The following is a 19,357-nucleotide window of genomic DNA, read 5'->3' as shown; positions in this document are numbered from 1 at the left end:
AAACGCGCAGTATAACGCATTGCGACGCCATATCAGCGCACCTAAAGTATCAACAACTGGTAATTCGACAGCACCGCAAGATAAGTTACGCCCCAGGCCTGGGCTGCAGAGCCCAAGAGAACAGAGAAGCAGTTTTGCACGCCCACATCCAGGCAAAAAAGCCTTCCTATTAATGGGGAGCCCCTAAAATGGAGCAGGTTGAAAACATTGTGATTGGTGCTGGAGCCATTGGTCTCGCCAGTGCCTATGCCCTGGCCATTAGAGGGCAGGATGTGCTGGTTCTGGAACAACACACCAATATTGGCACAGAGATTAGCGCCCGTAGCAGCGAGGTGATCCACGCCGGCATTTACTACCCAAGCAGCAGCTTAAAGGCTAAAGCCTGTGTCGCGGGCAAAGCCAAGCTGTATCGTTTTTGCCGCGAGCATGCGGTCCCACACAAAGCCATCGGCAAATTAATCCTGGCTACCAGCGAAGCCCAACTCCCCCAACTCAAAGCCTTGAAAGCCCAAGGAGATAAGAATGGCGCCGGCAATTTACAACTGCTGAGCGCAAGAGAAGCCAAGGCAATGGAACCCCAGCTGCAGTGTCACAGTGCAATTTATTCACCTACCACAGGCATCTTCGACAGCCATGCCCTGCTGTTGGCACTGCAGGGCGCCCTGGAAGCAAGAGGTGGCCAGGTGGTACTGGACACAGCGGTAAAAAAACTATCGCGGGAAAGTGACCACTACCAACTCACCATGAGAGATGGCTATCAACTCGGTACCAAGAATTTGATCGTAGCCGCAGGGCTACACAGCCACCAATTGCTCTGCAAAATCAACGACAAAAGTATTCGACAACTAGTCCCAAACCAATTCCTGGCAAAGGGGAATTATTTTTCTCTCGACCACAAACCCCCTTTTTCCCACCTGATCTACCCCCTGCCAGAACCCGGCGGACTGGGCACTCATCTCACACTGGATTTGGAGGGCTATGCCCGCTTTGGACCCGACGTTGAGTGGGTAGAAAAAATTGATTACACGGTGGATAAAAAACGAGGGGAAAGGTTTTATAAAAGTGTTCGCCTTTATTGGCCCGAGCTCCCCGCAGAAAGCCTAAAGCCAGATTACGCTGGCATTCGCCCAAAGCTCACGGCAAAAGGCGGCCCAACCCGGGACTTCAAAGTATTCCACTGGGGCGAAAGTCAAGAACCACAACTAGTAGCCTTTTTCGGCATTGAGTCACCCGGCCTTACCAGTTGCTTAAATTTAGGGGAGATGGCAGCAGACTGTATTTGCCGCTAAAAACTGCTCTCTGTAGAGACCAACAAATGTCTTAAAGGCTCAGCCAAGTAGAGAATTTTCAGGCGCGAGCAAACCAATATTCACAGAGAAGTAAAAAATAAAAAGGAATGCAGTAAAGAAATGGTGGGTCGTGCTGGATTCGAACCAGCGACCAATTGGTTAAAAGCCAACTGCTCTACCAACTGAGCTAACGACCCTTAGGAAGTTGGGCGAACTTGGTATGTCCCAACTCAGGATGCCTTTACTTCTCTCGCAGATCTGTAAAAGCTGTGGGGTTACTGTGGATATCCCCGGCGGAAATGGTGGGTCGTGCTGGATTCGAACCAGCGACCAATTGGTTAAAAGCCAACTGCTCTACCAACTGAGCTAACGACCCTTTTCCGTGCCTCGATGTGAGGAGCTGCGTATCTTACGGATCTATTCTGAAAAGACAATACCTAACCCGAAAAAAAATCTAACAAATTTAAGGGGTTAGGCATTTCCCATAAAAATGACACCAACTGACAATCAGCTGGCATACACCGTAGGGTCCGCCAAGCCTGCTTCCGTAAATCCCGCAGCACGCAGCCGACAACTATCGCAGCGACCACAGGCCGCACCATCTGGGCGCGCCTGGTAACAGGATACCGTCAAACTGTAATCAACCCCAAGACGGGTTCCCTCGAGTACAATATCCGCCTTACTCATCTGCATCAGCGGCGCTCTCACAGAGAGCTTGTTTCCCTCTACCCCAGCGCGGGTAGCGAGGTTGGCCATCTTTTCATAGGCCTCGATATACTCCGGCCGGCAATCCGGATAGCCAGAGTAATCCACCGCATTGACGCCGACAAAAATATCCTGAGCTCCAAGCACCTCGGCCCAGCCAAGGGCAATAGAGAGGAATACCGTATTGCGAGCCGGTACATAGGTAACCGGGATGCCACTGGTTTCCTCTTCGGGAACCTCAATACTGTCATCGGTTAGGGCCGAGCCGCCAATTGAACGCAGATCGAGCTTCACCACTTTGTGCTCTGCCGCTCCGAGATCAGCGGCTACGCGCTTTGCCGCTAACAATTCAGCTTCGTGCCGCTGACCGTAATCAAAACCCAAGGCATAACATTCATAACCTTCTGCACGCGCCATGGCGAGCACTGTGGCCGAGTCGAGGCCACCGGACAGCAAAATTACCGCTTTCTTTGCAGTCATCTCTTCCTCAATTTTTCAATCCACAATCACCGGGCCAATCAGACACCCGGGATATCTCCCCACAGCAATTTGTGCAGCTGCATCTGCATGCGCACCGGCAACCCATCGGCCAGCACCCACTCCGCCAGCTGCCGCGCCGGCAACTGCTCATAGCTGGGCGAGAAAAGTACCTCCCCTACACGCTCTGGCAAGTTGTACTGATCCAGGGTGAACCTGGCCCACTCGTAATCGCCCCGGTCACAGATCACAAATTTGATCTGATCATCGCGGGTGAGCACCTGCATATTTTCCATGCGGTTGCGGTGCTGCTCTCCGGAAGCTGGGGTTTTCAGATCCACAACCCGGGATACCCGCGGGTCCACCTGATCCACCGGCATGGCGCCACTAGTCTCCAGTGATACCGAGTAGCCGGCGTCGCAAAGGGCTTCAAGCAAGGGCAGGCAATTGGGCTGGGCCAGGGGCTCGCCGCCAGTTACACAAACATGGCGTGCGGGGTGGCTTTGCACCTGCTGCAATATTTGCTCCAGGGTCATGCGCTCGCCGCCATAAAAAGCGTATTCCGAGTCACAATAGGTACAGCGCAGCGGACAACCGGTCAGTCGAACAAAAACCGTAGGCAGGCCACTTTCCCGCGCTTCCCCCTGAAGGGAGTAGAAAATCTCACTAATTCTGAGTGATTCTTTAGACAGATTGGTCATACACACCCGACACAAAAACGCCCGAATGGCACATGCCATCCGGGCGCGGGATCATAGGCTTTTTCTGCTCAAAAAACCAGCGATGCAAATTAGGCAACAGCAGCAGTTATTACTGCCGCACCGGGCTAGAAGTTCTCCTGCAGATATTTTTTAGCCAGGTTTGATGCACGGGCATCACTCGCCGCCACCTGCTCCAGCAGGTTGCGCGCTTTCTGCTGATCTCCCAGCTGGTGGTAAACCGTTCCCAGCTTGTAACGACCATCCCAGACTTTATTAGAGTTCGGGTAGCCGTCCAGCAGGGCCACAAACCATCCGCGGGCCTCTTCCAAATTTCCCTGTACCAGCGCTATCTCACCCAGCCAATAATTGGCATTGGGGGCATACTGACCGTTGGGAAAGTCTTGTAGCAGACTCTTGAATTCAGCACTGGCGCCACCGTAGTCACCATTGCGAGCCAGACCAAAGCTGGCCTGATAGCGGTCGCGTTCACTCTTGCCGTCTTTCGGCCCCTGGGGCTTGGGCGGCATTGAGGAACCTCCTTCAACAGAGGCGCCACCACTGCCTTTAGTATCCACCGGCGGCTGAGCTGAGGGCTCTGTACCACTCAGGCGCGCTATACGCCGGTCCAGATCCATATAGTCCTCGGTGCGCTGTTGTTTGAGACGCTTAATCTCGTGGCGCAGCTCCTCAACCGTACCGCGCAATTCGCGCACTTCCTGCTGCAATACCTGCATCTGGTAGTAGGCTTCAGCCTGGGGGTTGGTCTTAGCTTTGGGACTGGGGGTTGTGGCGCGGGCGAGGTAGATGTCCTCGTTACTAGCGTCACTTGAGACGGGCGACGGCTCCTGGCTGCTGGCAGTCAGGTCGACAATCGGGGCTTGGGAGAATACGGGCGATGCCGCAGCCATTATGGCAGCGGCGATCGCCAGTTTTCTAATCGTAAAAGCCATTGGCATCCATTTTGACGATTAGTTAATAACAACGCGACGGTTCATCGCACGGGCAGCTTCGTTAGAGCCCATTTGAGCCGGGCGCTCTTCACCGTAGCTGATTACTTCCAGGTTAGCTGCGTCTACGCCCTGCAGTACCAAAAAGTCGCGTACGGCATTGGCGCGGCGCTCACCCAGAGCCAGGTTGTACTCGCGGGTGCCCAGTTCGTCAGCGTGGCCTTCGAGGCGAACAGCAGTAGCATTACTGCGCATGCGGTCGGCGTGACGGATCAGCAGTTCACGGGTTTCTGGCTTCAGCAGGGACTGGTCGAAGTCAAAGTAAACCACATTTTCCAACGGAGCCATGGTTTCAGGCTCATCTACAACGTTAGTTTCAACTTGAGTATCAACCTCAGGCTGAGTGTACTCTTCACCGCTGGTGTTGTCGCTGCTGGTATTGCTACAACCGGCCATTACTGCCAGAACACAGGCCAACCCCAGGCCCGTTTTTACTGATTTCAACATAAGCTACTCCGCTTTTAGTGTTATCGAAAATCCTGAAAGATTTTTAAAATTGGTCTTATAAATACCCCACGCCTCAGAGCGCTGGGCCCCCGCCTCAATCAAAGTATGGCGACCATGCCGGTTCACGGACATCGCCTCTCTGTGAGGGTAAGTTGTACTTCACCCCGGCATCCAGCGATACCGCAGCCAGAATGCCCTTGTCTCCGCGCTTGGTTGCGTACATCAGCATGGCCCCATTGGGTGCAATGCTGGGGGACTCATCCAGGGTGGTCTCCGTGAGGACACGCATCCTGCCCGAGTTAATATCCATCGTGGCGATGGTAAAGGTTCCCCGGTTGCGATGTACCATGACCAACGTTTTCCCATCAGGAGAAACACGCGGCCGCGCATTGTAGTCGCCATCGAAGGTTAAGCGGTCGACTTGACCAGTGGCAAGAGTCAATTGGTAAATTTGTGGCTTCCCTCCCCTATCTGAGGTGAAAACCAGCGATTTACCATCCGGCATCCAGTTCGGCTCGGTATCGATGGAGAAGTGTCTGGTCATGCGAGTGAACTTACCACTCGCCAAATCCAGTACATAGATCTCCGGGTTGCCGTCCTTGGAGAGCACCATAGCCAACTTGGTTCCATCAGGAGACCAGGTTGGCGAGCTATTGATGCCCTTGAAGTTGGTTAGTTGTTTGCGTTCGCCTGTGCGCAAGTTTTCGCGGAAAATCGCCGGGCGGCCGGTCTCGAAAGAAACATAGGCCAGCTCCTGGCCGTTGGGCGACCACATGGGCGACATCACTGGCGCACTAAAGCGGCGAACCTGCTTGGCACGGGCACCGTCGATATCCGAGCGCATCAGCACATAGCTGGGCTTGCCACCGCGCTTCTCTTCCTGCACATACACCATCTCTGTGGAGAAGGCGCCGCGAATACCAGTGATGGCCTCAAAGATTTCATCGGCGGCGCGGTGGGCAATATCGCGCAACTGGGTTTGGCCGCCGCGTACCTGTTTGGTGAACATCTTGTGCTGGCCGAAAACATTCACCAGGTCAAAAGTCAGCAGGTAGCCCGAGGCCTGAGGCTCGATACGGCCGGTAACAATGTACTCGGTGCCGAGGATACGCCAATCGCGGAACACCACATCTTCCGGAGTTTTAGGGAAGGACAGCATGTCCTCCTTGGGTACCGGAGAAAAAAGGCCGCTGCGGCGCAGGTCGGCAGAAATAATTCCAGAGACATCCTCTTTGAGGACACCACCGCCTGACCAGCTGAATGGGGATACCGCGATCGGGGTGGGATCATCGATACCACTGGTGATATCCACCACCAGCTGGGCGCGAGCCCCCAGGCTCACCGAGGCGATTGCAATAATGACGACTGTCTTCAGTAAACTCTTGATCATTGGCGCAGATCTTCGACTTTAAAGTTCAAAATTGTGGTGCGGACTTCCCGCTCAAATATCACCGGCTCCTCCTGGGCCAACTTGGCCACTTCAGGAAAGACTTCCACCCGACGGATGGCGGTGAGTACCGATCGATCCAGGGCCGCATTACCACTGCCCTCGACGATATTAGTTGCCACCACCCGGCCGGTGGGGACAAAATTTATTTTTACCTTGGTCAACATGCCGTTACGGGCACTCGGTGGGCGACTCCACACGGCTTCAATTTGCTGCTGAATCGCTTGGGCTACAGACATCACCGCCTGCTGCCCATCATTGGCATCAAGCAGCTCCTGTTCATCCTCCAGCGCTTCATTGAAAGAGCTCTCTCGCTCTTTGGCCAGCTGCTCCTTGAGTTCTTTTTCCTTACGCTCTTTTTCTTTGCGTTCTTTCTCGCGCTGGGCCTTCTCCTGCTTAGCCTTGCGATCGGCTTCGACTTTGGCCTTGCGCTTTTTCTCCGCTTCCTGCTTTTTCTTTTGCTCCAGGGCCGCGCGGCGCTTGCGCTCAACTTCGGCCTTGCGTTTTTGCTCAGCCTCGCGCTGGGCGCGCTGCTGAATTTTGTCTACTTTTTTGGGCAGTTTCTTCTTTGGCGTCGCCGCCTCAATGGTTACCAGCTTGGCCTGCACAAACTTCGGCATCGATTTGCGCTCGGGCATACTGCTGGCTTCCCAACCATAGGTAATGGCAGTGATTAGCGCCCCGTGTAGCAGGAGGCTAATTATTATCGCCAATACATAAAAGCCTTTATTCACCGGCACCCTACCCCTGCGGTGGCTCTGTCACCAGGCCGACACTCGGTGCACCCGCCTGCTGCAGCTCGGTCATGGCATTGACGATCAAGCCATAGCGGGCCTCGCTATCGCCCCACACTAGTACCGGGGTTTTCGGCTTTTGCCGCAACACCTTGGCCACCGTCTCCTTAATCTCAGTGAGAGACTTGGCCTCCTGCTCATCGGTACCCAGATTTAGGTAATAGGTGCCATCGGCACGCACCGAAATAATCAAAGGCTCCTCATCGGTGTCCTCCATCGGCGCCGAGGGCGCATTTGGCAGGTCCACTTTGACCCCTTGCATCAACAATGGTGCCGTGACCATAAAGACAATCAACAGCACCAGCATCACATCGATGTAGGGCACTACATTGATCTCGGAGACCAGCTTTTTCTTGGTTCCCTTGCGAAACACACTCATAGGGTTCGCCTACTCACTACTCAGCCGGAGTGCACTTTGCGGTGCAGGATAGAGGAAAACTCCTCGGCGAAAGTTTCGTAGCTGGACAACAGCCACTCCGCCTTGGCCGAGTAACGGTTGTAGGCCATCACCGCGGGAATCGCTGCGAACAAACCCATGGCCGTTGCCACCAGTGCCTCACTGATACCCGGGGCTACAGTGGCAATGGTGGCTTGGTGCATAGTGGCGAGACCGCGGAAGGAGTTCATAATCCCCCAAACGGTGCCGAACAGGCCGATATAGGGGCTAACGGAGCCTACAGTCGCCAGAAACGGCAGGTTCATCTCTACCTTTTCCTGTTCCCGGGACATGGCCACGCGCATGGCGCGCTCGGTACCTTCCATAACCGCTTCCGGGCCACTACTGCCCTGCTGGCGCAGGCGGGTAAACTCAGTAAAGCCAGCGCGAAACAGGGATTCGACCCCATCGGTCTTTCCTTTTTCGGCGCGCTCGTTGCCCTCGCGAAAAAGTTTGTTCAGATCTGCACCGGACCAGAAACGACGTTCAAAATTATTGAGCGCGCGTTTGGCCTGGGATAAGTAGAGCCCGCGCTGGATAATCATGACCCAGGACACCACAGAAGCCAGTAACAGCAGCAACATGACGAGCTGTACCAACAGGCTGGCGTTCTGAATTAGCCCCCAAAGAGAAAGTTGTTCACCGGCGTTCATCTTCTTAAATAACTGCCTTTAATGCTGAATAAATAGGTTCCGGCAGGGCACAGGGCCTGCGGCTGTCGTCAGCGACACAGGCCACTTTGACCACGCCTTCGCAAATTAGCTCATCGCCGCGCCAAATTTTTTGCTCAAAAGTCACTGCGGCACGCCCCAGTTTGCCAATCGCCGCCGTGGCGCGCAATGCGTCATCGAGCCTGGCGGAACGACGGTACTGGACCTCGGCGGAATGTACCACCAACAGTACACCTTCCTGCGGCATTGCCGGCTTATCATACCCGAGGGAGCGCAACAGTTCTGTGCGCGCGCGCTCCATATACTTCAAATAATTCACGTAATACACGATGCCGGCCGCATCGGTATCTTCGATATAAACCCTTACAGGAATACCGAACTCTTCCTTCATTGAATTTCCCTCACTTCCACAATCACCCGCCCCAAAAGTAACTGGTGCTGAATCATCAACTGACCTTATCCGGCTTAGGCAGGCCAAAATGTTCATAGGCGAGCCCGGTAACTACTCGCCCACGGGGTGTCCGGGCAATATAGCCCTGCTGGATCAGGTAGGGCTCCAGCACATCTTCCAAAGTATCCCGCTCTTCGCTCACAGCAGCGGCGAGACTGTCCACCCCCACTGGACCACCATCAAATTTCTCGATCATCGCCAACAGCATACGTCGATCCAGAGAGTCGAAGCCTTTTGCATCCACATTGAGCATATTCAAAGCGGCATCGGCGATATCAGCATCCACCGCACCATCGCCCTTAACATCTGCGTAATCGCGCACACGGCGCAGCAGGCGATTGGCAATCCTCGGGGTACCGCGGGCGCGACGCGCCACTTGTAAGGCTCCGCCTTCATCCATCTCAACCCCCATCAACCTGGCGGAGCGACGCACGATACTGGTGAGGTCTTGCACGTTGTAGAATTCCAGCCGCTGCACTATGCCGAATCGATCGCGTAGGGGCGAGGTGAGCAGGCCCGCTCTGGTAGTGGCCCCCACCAGAGTAAAGGGTGGCAGATCCAACTTGATTGAACGCGCCGCCGGCCCCTCGCCGATCATAATATCCAGCTGGTAATCCTCCATGGCCGGATACAAAACCTCTTCTACATGGGGGCTGAGCCTGTGAATCTCGTCGATAAACAGTACGTCCCCAGGTTCCAAATTCGTCATTAGCGCGGCCAGATCACCGGCCTTCTCCAGCACTGGCCCCGAGGTAGTCTTGATCGCAACACCCATCTCTGCGGCAATAATATTGGCCAGAGTGGTTTTACCCAGACCTGGAGGACCGAACACTAAAGTGTGATCCAGGGCCTCTTTGCGCAATTTGGCCGCCTGAATAAAGATCTCCATCTGCTCGCGCACCACTGGCTGACCCACATAGTCGGCCAGCGCTTTGGGGCGCACAGCGCGGTCGTACTGCTCTTCCTGCCCAGATGGCCCCGCTGGTTCGGGGGCTACTAAACGATCGGCTTCAATCATCGCAACAACTCCAAGCCTTCCGGTTTAGGCGGGTGCCATGCCCTTTAGGGCCAGGCGGATAAGGGTGGCACTGTCGGCTTCCGGCTGCTCCTTGCTCGCGCGGGCCACCATTTTGCTGGCCTCAGTGGGCTTGTAACCCAGGGCCACCAGGGCGCTCTCGGCCTCGCCGGTATGATCTACCTTGGGTGCTGTGGCTGCCGCCATCAATGGAATATCGTTGGAATCACCGAAATCCGGGGTCAACTTATCGCGCAGCTCTACAATCAAACGCTCGGCCGTCTTCTTGCCAACGCCTGGTACCTTTACCAGTGCCGCAACATTATCCTCAGCCACACAGCGTGCCAAAGCCGCACCATCGAGACCGGATAAAATCGCCAGGGCCATCTTGGGGCCCACACCACTGACCTTGATCAGGGTCCTGAACAGTTTGCGATCGGCGTCGCGGATAAAGCCGTAGAGTTGCTGGGCCGTTTCGGAAACCGCCAAGTGCGTGTGTACTCGAACCGGCTGTCCCAGGGCGGGCAATTCAAAAATTGTGGTCATAGGCGCGAGTACTTCGTAGCCCACCCCTTGCACATCAATCAGTAACAAAGGGGGCTGTACCGCGGCCAGAGTGCCACTCAGTCTTCCAATCATGTGTTGTTCCAGGTTTATCTATCGCTGCCCACAATGAGAATGAGGGCCAACTTCTGCAGAGTTTTCTAAACGCTGAGGCGACCGCGGCGAAAGCGGCTGCGCGCTCCGCCGGCGGTAAATAGCAGGGTCTGCTCCGTGTGCATATGGCAGAGAGCCACGGCGAGTGCATCGGCGGCATCCTCCTGGGGAGTCCCCGGTAGTGACAGCAAGGTTTTGACCATGTGCTGCACCTGCAGCTTATCGGCTGCACCACTGCCCACCACCGCTTGTTTGACCTTGCGCGCCTCATACTCAGCCACGGCGAGACCACTATTGGCCCCGGCCACTATGGCTGCACCGCGCGCCTGGCCCAGTTTCAGGGCTGAGCCCGCACTCTTAGACATAAATACATTTTCAATTGCCATCTGCGCCGGTTGGTATTGCTGGGCAATCTGAGAAACCGCGTCGAAAATCAGCTTTAGGCGCTCAGGTAGGGGGCCTTCGGGAATACGAATTACCCCACTGGCCACATAGCGGGCCTTACCCCGTTCTACATCGATAATTCCATAGCCGGTTTTACGCGAGCCGGGGTCAATACCCAGGATTCGGGTCAAGAGGTGTTCCCCAAATATCTGTATGTTTATATAGTGGCGGGAGTGTCCCAAGGTGGGAGCGAGGCGTCAAGGGAGATCGCAGACAGCATAGAAAAAGTGGCTATCTGCTGAAGCGATATGAGGGTAAACCGGAGCAAACACCGTCCGCCCCGGTCTGAACTGGGACTCAGCCCAGCTCTTCCATCACCTCTGCGGGAATATCCGCGTTGGTGTAAACATTTTGCACATCGTCGAGATCTTCCAGCATCTCGATCAGGGCCAACACCTTCTCTGCCCCCTCTTTATCCAACGGGATAGTGGTGGACGGAATCATGGCGATTTCGGCGCTGTCCGGCGTGAAGCCTGCGGCTACCAGCGCATCTTTCACCGTGAGGTAATCCTGGAATTCAGTGGTCACCTCAACGCTGCCATCATCGTTGGTTTCGATATCCTCAGCACCCGCTTCCAGGGCCGCTTCCATCAACGCGTCTTCATCCACGCCAATGTCGTAAAACATCTGACCTTTGCGGGTGAACAGATAGCTTACGGAGCCATCGGTACCCAGGTTGCCGCCGCGCTTGGAGAAAGCGTGGCGAACCTCGGCCACTGTACGGTTGCGGTTGTCGGTCAGACACTCCACCAGTACTGCAACACCGCCGACACCGTAACCTTCATAAACTACAGCTTCATAGTTATCACCTTCCGCATTGCCGGCGCCCCGGGCAATAGCTTTATCGATGGTGTCGCGCTTCATATTCGCGCCCAGAGCCTTGTCGATAGTCGCGCGCAATGTCGGGTTATCGTCGGGGTTGGGGCCCGCCTTGGCCGCTACGGTCAGCTCACGAATGATCTTGGTAAAGATCTTGCCGCGCTTGGCATCCTGAGCCGCTTTACGATGCTTGATATTGGCCCATTTACTATGTCCGGCCATGTTCCGTCTCTCTTCAATCTGTGCGAGGGATGGGCCAATATGCGAAGCGAAATGCCCATCACCACGATTTGACAGGCCCGCTTCGCCCGGCCCATCGGGGGAAAATCAGCTGATTTTTTCTTCTTTCTGGCGCAGGCGAATATTCAGCTCGCGCAACTGCTTGGCATCCACCGTGCCCGGAGCATCCGTCATGACACAGGCGGCACTCTGGGTTTTGGGGAAGGCAATCACATCGCGAATAGAATCGCTGCCAGTCATCAACATTACCAAGCGGTCCAGACCAAAGGCCAGGCCTCCATGGGGCGGCGCACCATACTTGAGAGCATCCAGCAGGAAGCCAAATTTCTCGCGCTGCTCTTCCGCATCGATACCGAGAATACGGAACACCGCCTGCTGCATGGCCTGGTCGTGGATACGCACAGAACCGCCACCCAGCTCGGTACCATTCAGCACCATATCGTAGGCGCGCGACAGCGCCCCCAGTGGGTTCTGCTCTAACTCTTCGGGGCTACAGGAAGGGGCAGTAAACGGATGGTGCAACGCGGTGAGGCTGCCGTCTTCATTTTCCTCGAACATCGGGAAGGCCACTACCCACAGGGGCGCCCACTCACTGGTGTACAGATTGAGGTCTTCACCCAACTTGCAGCGCAGCGCACCCAGCGCTTCGGAGACCACTTTGGCGGTATCCGCGCCGAAGAAAATAATATCGCCGCTCTCAGCCTCAAGCCGATCCAGAATGGCAGCACGAGTCTCAATGGGCAGGAATTTCACGATCGGCGACTGCAGGCCATTCTCCAGGTCGGAGCGGTCGTTCACCTTCACATAGGCCAGACCCTTGGCACCGTAGATGCCCACAAACTTGCCGTAGTCATCGATCTGCTTGCGGGTCAGCTTGTCGCAGCCACCGCTCACCTTGATAGCCGCTACGCGACCTTTGGGATCATTGGCCGGTCCAGAGAACACCTTGAAGTCCACTTCGGTCATCAGGTCTTTGATCTCTACCATTTCCAGCGGAATGCGCAGATCCGGCTTGTCAGAGCCGTAGCGCAACATCGCCTGGTAATGGGACATACGTGGGAATTCACCCAACTCAATGCCTTTCAATTCCTTGAACAGCTTGCGCACCATGCCCTCAGTGATCGACATAATCTCTTCCTCGTCGAGGAAAGAAGTCTCGATATCGATCTGAGTGAATTCCGGCTGGCGATCGGCGCGCAGGTCTTCATCGCGGAAACACTTGGCAATCTGGTAGTAACGATCGAAGCCGGACACCATCAACAACTGTTTAAACAGCTGCGGAGACTGCGGCAGGGCAAAGAATTTGCCATCGTGGGTGCGGCTCGGCACCAGGTAATCGCGCGCGCCTTCGGGGGTGGCGCGGGTCAGGATCGGGGTTTCGATATCGAGGAAACCGTGCTCATCCAGATAATTGCGAATGGCCGTGGTGAGCTTGGAGCGGAAATACAGGTTGTTCTGCATTTCGTTGCGACGCAGGTCCAGGTAGCGGTACTTGAGGCGCACGTCCTCACCCACAGCGGTGTGCTCATCCAGCTGGAAAGGCACCGTCTCTGCCGTGTTGAGAATTTCAAGCTCAGTGCCGTAAACCTCAACTTCACCAGTCACCATATTCGGATTAAGGGCTTCGGGCGCGCGGGCGCGCACACGGCCGGTGACCTTGAGAACATATTCGCTGCGCACGCGATCGGCCATTTCGAAATGCTCGGCCGCATCCGGGTCGAATACCACCTGAACAATTCCCTCGCGGTCGCGCAGGTCGATAAAGATTACACCGCCGTGATCGCGGCGGCGGTCGACCCAGCCACAGAGGGTTACTACACGGTCTATGTCCGCGGAACGAAGGACGCCACAGTAGTCGCTGCGCATGGATGAAAATTCCCGTTATCGATAGGTAAAAAGGTTAAATAGAGAGTACACCGCACAAGCGGCTCCGCACAGCGGGTTTAAGCCGTCTTCGCCGTTTTTGCCGGCTGGCCACTTTTAGCTTTACTGCCATTGGCAGCATCACCGGCCAAATTTTTCTTACTGCCGGTCTTAAAATCTGTCTCGTACCAGCCGCCGCCCTTGAGGCGAAATCCCGCTGCTGAAATCTTCTTGTGCAACTCGGCCTTGTCACAGGCTGGACAGTCTTTGAGGGGGTTGTCGCTCATGCGCTGCAAGGCCTCCATCTCGTGGCCGCAGGCATTGCACTGGTATTCATAGATCGGCATTACTCGGTACCCGATGCTGGAAAAAGGGGAACAGAGTATACATGAGCCCCCCAGAGGGAAGAAGCAGGCACCCCCTTTTGGCCTTTGTAGAAGGGGTTTGGGATCTCAAAATAGGTACAAAATAAGGAAAAAGCACTATTTTTCTAGTATTTTCCCGTGCGGCCAAACAAAAACTATATATACTTCCCACCATCACCCGCTGAGACGCCGTTTTGTGGATGCAGCGCAGCGGGAGACCGAACACACTTTTACCGGATATACACCGAACAACAAAGAAGGAAGTAAGCTATGGCAATCGCCAAGAAAGCTGCCAGCAAAACCACTGCTGCCAAAAAGGCTCCAGCCAAGAAAGCCGCTGCCGCTCCAGTTAAGAAAGTAAAAGCGATCAAAGAGAAGTTCACCAAAACCCAGGTGCTGAACCAGATCGCAGAAAATACTGAACTGTCCCGCAAGCAGGTACAGTCTGTTCTGGACGAGCTGAGCGATATTATTGAAGGCCACATCAAGAAGCGCGCTGTTGGCGAATTCTCCCTGCCGGGCCTGATGAAAATCACCACTGTGAAGAAGCCAGCCAAAAAAGCCCGTAAAGGTATCAACCCCTTCACTGGTGAAGAGACTGTCTTCAAGGCCAAGCCTGCAAGCATCCAGGTAAAAGTTCGCCCGCTGAAGAAGCTGAAGGAAATGGCTGAGTCCTAAGGCTCCCAGCCTCAGGCACTAAACCCCGCAACTGCGGGGTTTTTTTATGCCCCTATATACCATCTAAAGATTGGCCATAGCCCCATTCTTAGCTACACCAATTACCCTTTTAACCACGCCCTTATCAATATCAGCAGGGTGTAGCTTCCATAAAAAATAACCGATCCCATACGGGAGTCTATCCGGCAATATTTATTAGCTGATGAATAGCGTAAAATAACCAGCTTACCGATAATTGAACCCAGTTTATTCCTATGCGCGCATCCCGTTACCTTATCGCCACCCAGAAAGAAACGCCCAACGACGCGGTAGTAATCAGCCATCAGCTGATGCTGCGCGCCGGTATGATCCGCCGTCTCTCCTCCGGCCTCTACACCTGGCTGCCCACCGGCCTGCGCGTACTGCGCAAGGTAGAGCGTATTGTGCGTGAAGAGATGAACAGTGCCGGTTCCCTGGAAGTATTGATGCCGGTAGTGCAGCCGGCGGAGCTGTGGGAGGAGTCCGGCCGCTGGCAGCAGTACGGCCCGGAATTACTGCGCATCCAGGATCGCCACTCCAATGACTTCTGCCTGGGCCCAACCCACGAGGAAGTTATTACCGACCTGATCCGCAATGAGATCAAAAGCTACAAGCAGCTGCCTGCCAATTTCTACCAGGTACAGACAAAATTCCGCGATGAAATTCGCCCGCGTTTTGGTGTGATGCGCGCGCGTGAATTCACCATGAAGGATGCCTACTCCTTCCACATCGATGCGGATTCCCTGCAGGAGACTTACGACATTATGCACGGCGCCTACTGCCGCATTTTTGATCGTATTGGCCTGGACTACCGCCCGGTGCTGGCGGATACCGGCTCTATCGGCGGTTCCAGCTCCCATGAGTTCCACGTTCTGGCACAGAGCGGAGAAGACGATATCGCTTTCTCCACCGAATCCCGCTACGCCGCCAATGTTGAGCTGGCCGAAGCCTTGGCCCCTGCTGGCGAGCGCGCCGCACCGAGCCAGGAAATGCAGGAAGTACACACGCCAGGGCAAAAAACCATCGCCGATGTCAGCGAATTCCTGAACAGTGACCCCACCCATTCGGTAAAAACCCTGATCGTGCTGGGTGAATGCGAAGAGGGTGAAACCGCGCCCCTGGTTGCGCTGGTGCTGCGCGGCGACCATGAACTGAACGAACTGAAAGCAGAAAAGTTGGCCGGCATCGCCAGCCCATTGCAGTTCGCCCCGGAGCAACGTATTGCCGATGAACTGGGCTGCAATATCGGCTCTTTAGGACCCGTCGGCATGAAGCTCGAAACCATTGTGGACCGAGCTGCGGCACACCTGGCGGACTTTATCTGTGGCGCCAACCGCGACGATTACCACTTCACCGGCGTGAACTGGGGCCGCGACGTGGAACTCGGCCGCATTGAAGACCTCCGCAATGTCGTTGCCGGTGACGCCAGCCCCGATGGCCAGGGCACCCTGGAAATCAAACGCGGAATCGAAGTCGGCCATATATTCCAGCTGGGTGACAAATACAGCCGCGCCATGAACGCCACCGTACTCGATGAGAACGGCAAGGAGCAGGTCATGTCCATGGGCTGTTACGGCATTGGAGTATCCCGGATTGTCGCCGCCGCTATTGAGCAAAACCACGACGACTCCGGCATTATCTGGCCAGACGCCATAGCGCCGTTCCAGTTGGCAATTGTGCCCATCAATATGCACAAGAGCGATGTGGTACGGGAAAAGTGTGAGCACCTGTATGAATCTCTGCGCAGCAAAGGCGTGGATGTACTGCTAATGGATGAGCCCAAGGCTCGCTTGGGTGGCATGCTCGCAGATGTCGAATTGATTGGTATCCCCCACCGCATCGTTATCGGCGACCGCGGCCTGGAGAAAGGCATTGTGGAATACAAGGGCCGCGCCGATACTGAGAGCCAGGAGTTTGCGGTATCCCAGCTGGAGGAAGTACTGCTGGAGAAATTCGGCCTGCGCTAATTTGATGATGAGATAGATTTTCTTTATCTATCTCAAAATACCTCCGTGAAATACCAACACAGCACTTTAAGTCCGTTGGTATTTCACAGCCCCATTCAATTCAAATGCCTCTCCCTGTCCAGATTTGCGTAAAAGGTCCATAAAAGGCGCTACCCAATCTCTCTGGATCTCGTAAAATTCCCAACATGATAAGAAAAGCTATTACCGCGATGGGGTTCTGCCTTATCTGCTGCGGTGCGATATCCCAGACTAACACCAAGCAAGTGGACCCCGAGTTGCGGCTCGCCCTGCGCGAGGCCATTACTCAGGCAGACAGCTTTGTCGATCGCTTCGATGCGGAGGTGTGGCTGATGTCAAAATCCCAGCCCCTAGCACGCTACATCAAAGACCCTAAAAGGCGCATGCACGTTCTTAAGGCTGTACATCGCGAGGCAACCCGAGCGGGTTTACGCCCGGAAATTGTTCTAGCGGTAATCCAGATCGAAAGTGCCTTTAACCCCTACGCAGTATCCCGGGTAGGCGCACAAGGCATGATGCAGGTAATGCCATTTTGGAAGAAAGAGATCGGCCGTCCCGGTGACAACCTGATTGATATGGATACCAACCTGCGTTACGGCTGCACCATCCTCAAGCACTACATCAAAAAAGCGAAGGGCAATCTGGCCAACGCCCTCGCCTACTACAACGGCAGCTATGGCCGCCACACCTATAGCAGTAAGGTGCTGGATGCCTGGGCCAACCGCTGGAGATAAGTCGTGACTTCAGGCTATTTATTTTTTTCCGGCGGGGCCTGCGCCTTACTCTTACTGGCCGCAACCAAGGTTTCCGTCAATCACCGACGTCTCGCGGCGGGCCGCTGGCTGATTTTGGTTTTGATCGGTGTTATCTGTTATTTACTGTTACCGACACTCCCTCCCCTTGTCGGGCTCATGGGGCTGCTGATTCACCTGCCGGTGATTCTGGTGCCCGCCGCCTTCTGGCTGTTTACCCACTTGCTCTGTCGCGAGGAAGAACCCTTTCCCCGCTGGGGCTGGGTGCCTATCGGACTCTCCATTGCCTTTAGTGTCGCCGCTAGTCACTCGCCAATCCCTTTAGGCAATAGCGCCGAAGAGGTTTTTTTTAATCTGTCCCAATTTACCCGCTTAGGTCTGATTGGCCTGGGCATGCTCACCCTACTCGGGCAGTTTCACTCGGATTTGGTGGAGGAGCGCCGTCGCTTGCGCGCCATACTGTTGATTGCGGTAGGCACTTATATGCTGATCGTTATCAGTGCTGAATCATTGTTTGCCTACCGCCCCGTCCCCAATGGTGTGCCAACTCTTCACGCCCTACTCGCCAGCCTGCTGTCCCTGGCAGCCTGTTTATGGCTGCTTGCGCTCTCACCCAGCGCCCTGGGCGACTCTCTACCACAACCAGCAACAGATATCCCTGAAGAGGAAGCACCACCTCCAGCACCTGTACCAACCTTGGATGAGCAGCAGCAGATGCAATTGGCTAAATTGCAAAAGCATATGGAAGGTGGAGGCTATAGACACACCGGGTTGACCATTCGCGAACTGGCGGAGCAACTGGATACCCGCGAGCACCTGCTGCGCACCCTGATAAACCGCCACTTGGGCTATCGAAACTTCAACGAATATCTCAATCAATTTCGTATTGATGAGGCCAGCACCCGCCTGGCCGATCCGGAACAGGCGCATCTACCAGTGCTGACCATCGCCCTGGATATCGGCTACCGATCTCTCAGCCCGTTTAATGCCGCTTTTAAGCGCCGTCACAACCAGACCCCAACCGAATACCGTCGCGACAAGCTGCCCGCCTAAGAGGGCAGCAATTCGGAATTCGTCAGCATTTTTTCATTTTCCGTAAGCCTCAGTCAGCAAAGCCCCCCAGACTGCAAGCACTGATGCAAAAGCTCCCCATGTGAGTAGCACCTAGAATCCCAATAGATCCTCAATATCCAACGCTGCCCCTGTAGCAACGCCGATGAAAAAGGATGGTGAAAAAGATGGATTTCTTCGCAGATGTGGCTGATTACGGGACCACCCACTTTAAACTGACCCTATTTCGCTATGTGTTGGCGGCTTCTGTGATGAGTATCTGCGCGAGCTGGCTGTTTCGCGCCTGGATGAACCGGCGCCGCATCCAAAAACGGCGTGCTAGCTGGAGGGATATTCGCCGGGAAGTCAGCTACTCCATGCTGACCGTTTGTATTTTCACCCTGTTTGGCATCAGCATAAATTTGCTACAGGATATGGGGATCGCCAAGCTGTATTGGAACTGGAGTGACTACCCGCTCTGGTGGAGCATCTTGAGCCTGCCTGTGGTAATTCTCCTGCATGACGCCTATTTCTACTGGACCCATCGGACAATGCACCACCCAAAGCTGTTTAAGCACTTCCACAAGCTACACCATATGTCGCGAACCCCAACTCCCTGGACTGCCTACAGCTTTTCTATCGGTGAAATATTTATCAACGGACTTTTCTCTCCACTGATCGCCCTAACGATACCACTGCACCCAAGTATCTGGCTTAGCTTCCTTTTCATAATGATTTTCCGCAACGCCATGCTGCATACAGGCCGCGAATTCCACCCACGCAGCTGGGTCGATGGCGTGCTGGATAATATGACCACCACAACTCATCACGATCTGCATCACCAGCGCTTTCAGGGCAATTACGGTTTTTACTTCACTTGGTGGGACCGCCTAATGGGCACGGAATTTAAGGATTACAAAGAGGTTTTCCGCCAGGCTGTAGACGGTAAACTACACGGCGGGCAGCAGGTGGAAACTACCACGCTGGAACAGCACTCCAGCGATAACAATTCTGGGGAAATAACCGCCTGACCAATGGCTGCAGTG

Annotated in this window: 21 protein-coding genes and 2 tRNA genes; 6 read left to right on the top strand and 17 right to left on the bottom strand. The window is 54.9% G+C overall.

Annotated features, from left to right (window positions below; genetic code table 11):
• Positions 1-188: 188 nt before the first annotated feature.
• The gene (locus ACJJIJ_RS00605) at positions 189-1,289 is read left to right on the top strand and encodes an NAD(P)/FAD-dependent oxidoreductase (protein WP_444938375.1); all 1,101 of its coding nucleotides are present in this window, start codon (positions 189-191) and stop codon (positions 1,287-1,289) included.
• 121 nt (positions 1,290-1,410) lie between these two features.
• Here ACJJIJ_RS00605 and ACJJIJ_RS00600 read toward each other — a convergent pair.
• The 17 genes from ACJJIJ_RS00600 to ACJJIJ_RS00520 all read right to left on the bottom strand — a co-directional run bounded on the left by ACJJIJ_RS00600 (position 1,411) and on the right by ACJJIJ_RS00520 (position 13,810).
• Positions 1,411-1,486, bottom strand: a tRNA-Lys gene (locus tag ACJJIJ_RS00600).
• A 103-nt stretch (positions 1,487-1,589) separates the two neighbouring features.
• A tRNA-Lys gene (locus tag ACJJIJ_RS00595) sits at positions 1,590-1,665 on the bottom strand.
• Positions 1,666-1,796: 131 nt separating this feature from the next.
• Positions 1,797-2,474 (bottom strand): 7-cyano-7-deazaguanine synthase QueC, encoded by a 678-nt coding sequence (gene queC / locus ACJJIJ_RS00590; RefSeq protein WP_444883815.1) that lies wholly within the window; start codon positions 2,472-2,474, stop codon positions 1,797-1,799.
• Between the two features lie 38 nt (positions 2,475-2,512).
• On the bottom strand, positions 2,513-3,172 hold the full coding sequence (gene queE, locus ACJJIJ_RS00585) for a 7-carboxy-7-deazaguanine synthase QueE (protein WP_252084629.1): 660 nt from the start codon (positions 3,170-3,172) through the stop codon (positions 2,513-2,515).
• 125 nt (positions 3,173-3,297) lie between these two features.
• Complete coding sequence (locus ACJJIJ_RS00580; protein WP_444938374.1) at positions 3,298-4,122, bottom strand: YbgF trimerization domain-containing protein; 825 nt, start codon at positions 4,120-4,122, stop codon at positions 3,298-3,300.
• Positions 4,123-4,140: 18 nt separating this feature from the next.
• Positions 4,141-4,626: a peptidoglycan-associated lipoprotein Pal gene (pal, locus tag ACJJIJ_RS00575; RefSeq protein WP_444891297.1), complete on the bottom strand. Its 486-nt coding sequence runs from the start codon at positions 4,624-4,626 to the stop codon at positions 4,141-4,143.
• Between the two features lie 94 nt (positions 4,627-4,720).
• Complete coding sequence (tolB, locus tag ACJJIJ_RS00570) at positions 4,721-6,016, bottom strand: Tol-Pal system beta propeller repeat protein TolB (protein WP_252084626.1); 1,296 nt, start codon at positions 6,014-6,016, stop codon at positions 4,721-4,723.
• Complete coding sequence (gene tolA / locus ACJJIJ_RS00565; protein WP_444938373.1) at positions 6,013-6,807, bottom strand: cell envelope integrity protein TolA; 795 nt, start codon at positions 6,805-6,807, stop codon at positions 6,013-6,015. The genes tolB and tolA overlap by 4 nt, the downstream gene beginning before the upstream one ends.
• A gap of 7 nt (positions 6,808-6,814) precedes the next feature.
• On the bottom strand, positions 6,815-7,246 hold the full coding sequence (gene tolR / locus ACJJIJ_RS00560) for a protein TolR (protein ID WP_444883811.1): 432 nt from the start codon (positions 7,244-7,246) through the stop codon (positions 6,815-6,817).
• A 20-nt stretch (positions 7,247-7,266) separates the two neighbouring features.
• A complete protein-coding gene (gene tolQ / locus ACJJIJ_RS00555) occupies positions 7,267-7,956 on the bottom strand; it encodes a protein TolQ (protein WP_152451559.1) in 690 nt (229 codons plus the stop codon).
• 4 nt (positions 7,957-7,960) lie between these two features.
• The gene (ybgC, locus tag ACJJIJ_RS00550) at positions 7,961-8,365 is read right to left on the bottom strand and encodes a tol-pal system-associated acyl-CoA thioesterase (RefSeq protein WP_444883810.1); all 405 of its coding nucleotides are present in this window, start codon (positions 8,363-8,365) and stop codon (positions 7,961-7,963) included.
• A 55-nt stretch (positions 8,366-8,420) separates the two neighbouring features.
• Positions 8,421-9,443, bottom strand: a complete 1,023-nt coding sequence (gene ruvB, locus ACJJIJ_RS00545) for a Holliday junction branch migration DNA helicase RuvB (RefSeq protein WP_252084622.1) — start codon at positions 9,441-9,443, stop codon at positions 8,421-8,423.
• Between the two features lie 24 nt (positions 9,444-9,467).
• The gene (gene ruvA, locus ACJJIJ_RS00540) at positions 9,468-10,079 is read right to left on the bottom strand and encodes a Holliday junction branch migration protein RuvA (RefSeq protein ID WP_444891301.1); all 612 of its coding nucleotides are present in this window, start codon (positions 10,077-10,079) and stop codon (positions 9,468-9,470) included.
• A 65-nt stretch (positions 10,080-10,144) separates the two neighbouring features.
• A complete protein-coding gene (ruvC, locus tag ACJJIJ_RS00535) occupies positions 10,145-10,672 on the bottom strand; it encodes a crossover junction endodeoxyribonuclease RuvC (protein ID WP_252084620.1) in 528 nt (175 codons plus the stop codon).
• A 166-nt stretch (positions 10,673-10,838) separates the two neighbouring features.
• The gene (locus tag ACJJIJ_RS00530) at positions 10,839-11,582 is read right to left on the bottom strand and encodes a YebC/PmpR family DNA-binding transcriptional regulator (protein ID WP_252084619.1); all 744 of its coding nucleotides are present in this window, start codon (positions 11,580-11,582) and stop codon (positions 10,839-10,841) included.
• A 105-nt stretch (positions 11,583-11,687) separates the two neighbouring features.
• Entirely contained in the window at positions 11,688-13,466 is a 1,779-nt protein-coding gene (gene aspS / locus ACJJIJ_RS00525) for an aspartate--tRNA ligase (RefSeq protein WP_444891302.1), read from the bottom strand.
• 77 nt (positions 13,467-13,543) lie between these two features.
• A complete protein-coding gene (locus ACJJIJ_RS00520) occupies positions 13,544-13,810 on the bottom strand; it encodes an FmdB family zinc ribbon protein (protein ID WP_252084617.1) in 267 nt (88 codons plus the stop codon).
• A 288-nt stretch (positions 13,811-14,098) separates the two neighbouring features.
• On the opposite strand from ACJJIJ_RS00520, the gene ACJJIJ_RS00515 reads away from it, so the two are divergent.
• The 5 genes from ACJJIJ_RS00515 to ACJJIJ_RS00495 all read left to right on the top strand — a co-directional run bounded on the left by ACJJIJ_RS00515 (position 14,099) and on the right by ACJJIJ_RS00495 (position 19,342).
• The gene (locus ACJJIJ_RS00515; protein WP_252084616.1) at positions 14,099-14,506 is read left to right on the top strand and encodes an HU family DNA-binding protein; all 408 of its coding nucleotides are present in this window, start codon (positions 14,099-14,101) and stop codon (positions 14,504-14,506) included.
• Between the two features lie 254 nt (positions 14,507-14,760).
• Complete coding sequence (locus ACJJIJ_RS00510; RefSeq protein WP_444938372.1) at positions 14,761-16,491, top strand: proline--tRNA ligase; 1,731 nt, start codon at positions 14,761-14,763, stop codon at positions 16,489-16,491.
• Between the two features lie 209 nt (positions 16,492-16,700).
• Complete coding sequence (locus ACJJIJ_RS00505) at positions 16,701-17,243, top strand: lytic transglycosylase domain-containing protein (RefSeq protein WP_444891703.1); 543 nt, start codon at positions 16,701-16,703, stop codon at positions 17,241-17,243.
• A 3-nt stretch (positions 17,244-17,246) separates the two neighbouring features.
• On the top strand, positions 17,247-18,314 hold the full coding sequence (locus ACJJIJ_RS00500; protein WP_444938371.1) for a helix-turn-helix transcriptional regulator: 1,068 nt from the start codon (positions 17,247-17,249) through the stop codon (positions 18,312-18,314).
• A gap of 185 nt (positions 18,315-18,499) precedes the next feature.
• Positions 18,500-19,342, top strand: coding sequence for a sterol desaturase family protein (locus ACJJIJ_RS00495; protein WP_444938370.1), 843 nt, complete (start codon positions 18,500-18,502; stop codon positions 19,340-19,342).
• The last annotated feature ends 15 nt before the right edge of the window (positions 19,343-19,357 follow it).

The sequence above is a fragment of the Microbulbifer mixtoriginis (SeqCode) genome (assembly GCF_052467945.1).
The sequence above is the reverse complement of the archived record's forward strand: the minus strand, read 5'-3'. Positions and strand labels throughout refer to the sequence as shown.

What these genes read in the sequence shown, in the direction of transcription:
- ACJJIJ_RS00510 (WP_444938372.1), top strand. Translation starts at nt 14,761, where the DNA reads ATGCGCGCATCCCGTTACCTTATCGCCACCCAGAAAGAAACGCCCAAC.
- ybgC (WP_444883810.1), bottom strand. Translation starts at nt 8,365, where the DNA reads ATGAAGGAAGAGTTCGGTATTCCTGTAAGGGTTTATATCGAAGATACC.
- aspS (WP_444891302.1), bottom strand. Translation starts at nt 13,466, where the DNA reads ATGCGCAGCGACTACTGTGGCGTCCTTCGTTCCGCGGACATAGACCGT.
- ACJJIJ_RS00495 (WP_444938370.1), top strand. Translation starts at nt 18,500, where the DNA reads ATGGATTTCTTCGCAGATGTGGCTGATTACGGGACCACCCACTTTAAA.
- ACJJIJ_RS00515 (WP_252084616.1), top strand. Translation starts at nt 14,099, where the DNA reads ATGGCAATCGCCAAGAAAGCTGCCAGCAAAACCACTGCTGCCAAAAAG.
- pal (WP_444891297.1), bottom strand. Translation starts at nt 4,626, where the DNA reads ATGTTGAAATCAGTAAAAACGGGCCTGGGGTTGGCCTGTGTTCTGGCA.
- ACJJIJ_RS00580 (WP_444938374.1), bottom strand. Translation starts at nt 4,122, where the DNA reads ATGGCTTTTACGATTAGAAAACTGGCGATCGCCGCTGCCATAATGGCT.
- tolR (WP_444883811.1), bottom strand. Translation starts at nt 7,246, where the DNA reads ATGAGTGTGTTTCGCAAGGGAACCAAGAAAAAGCTGGTCTCCGAGATC.
- ruvA (WP_444891301.1), bottom strand. Translation starts at nt 10,079, where the DNA reads ATGATTGGAAGACTGAGTGGCACTCTGGCCGCGGTACAGCCCCCTTTG.
- ACJJIJ_RS00520 (WP_252084617.1), bottom strand. Translation starts at nt 13,810, where the DNA reads ATGCCGATCTATGAATACCAGTGCAATGCCTGCGGCCACGAGATGGAG.
- tolB (WP_252084626.1), bottom strand. Translation starts at nt 6,016, where the DNA reads ATGATCAAGAGTTTACTGAAGACAGTCGTCATTATTGCAATCGCCTCG.
- ACJJIJ_RS00530 (WP_252084619.1), bottom strand. Translation starts at nt 11,582, where the DNA reads ATGGCCGGACATAGTAAATGGGCCAATATCAAGCATCGTAAAGCGGCT.
- queE (WP_252084629.1), bottom strand. Translation starts at nt 3,172, where the DNA reads ATGACCAATCTGTCTAAAGAATCACTCAGAATTAGTGAGATTTTCTAC.
- ACJJIJ_RS00505 (WP_444891703.1), top strand. Translation starts at nt 16,701, where the DNA reads ATGGGGTTCTGCCTTATCTGCTGCGGTGCGATATCCCAGACTAACACC.
- ACJJIJ_RS00605 (WP_444938375.1), top strand. Translation starts at nt 189, where the DNA reads ATGGAGCAGGTTGAAAACATTGTGATTGGTGCTGGAGCCATTGGTCTC.
- queC (WP_444883815.1), bottom strand. Translation starts at nt 2,474, where the DNA reads ATGACTGCAAAGAAAGCGGTAATTTTGCTGTCCGGTGGCCTCGACTCG.
- ruvB (WP_252084622.1), bottom strand. Translation starts at nt 9,443, where the DNA reads ATGATTGAAGCCGATCGTTTAGTAGCCCCCGAACCAGCGGGGCCATCT.
- tolQ (WP_152451559.1), bottom strand. Translation starts at nt 7,956, where the DNA reads ATGAACGCCGGTGAACAACTTTCTCTTTGGGGGCTAATTCAGAACGCC.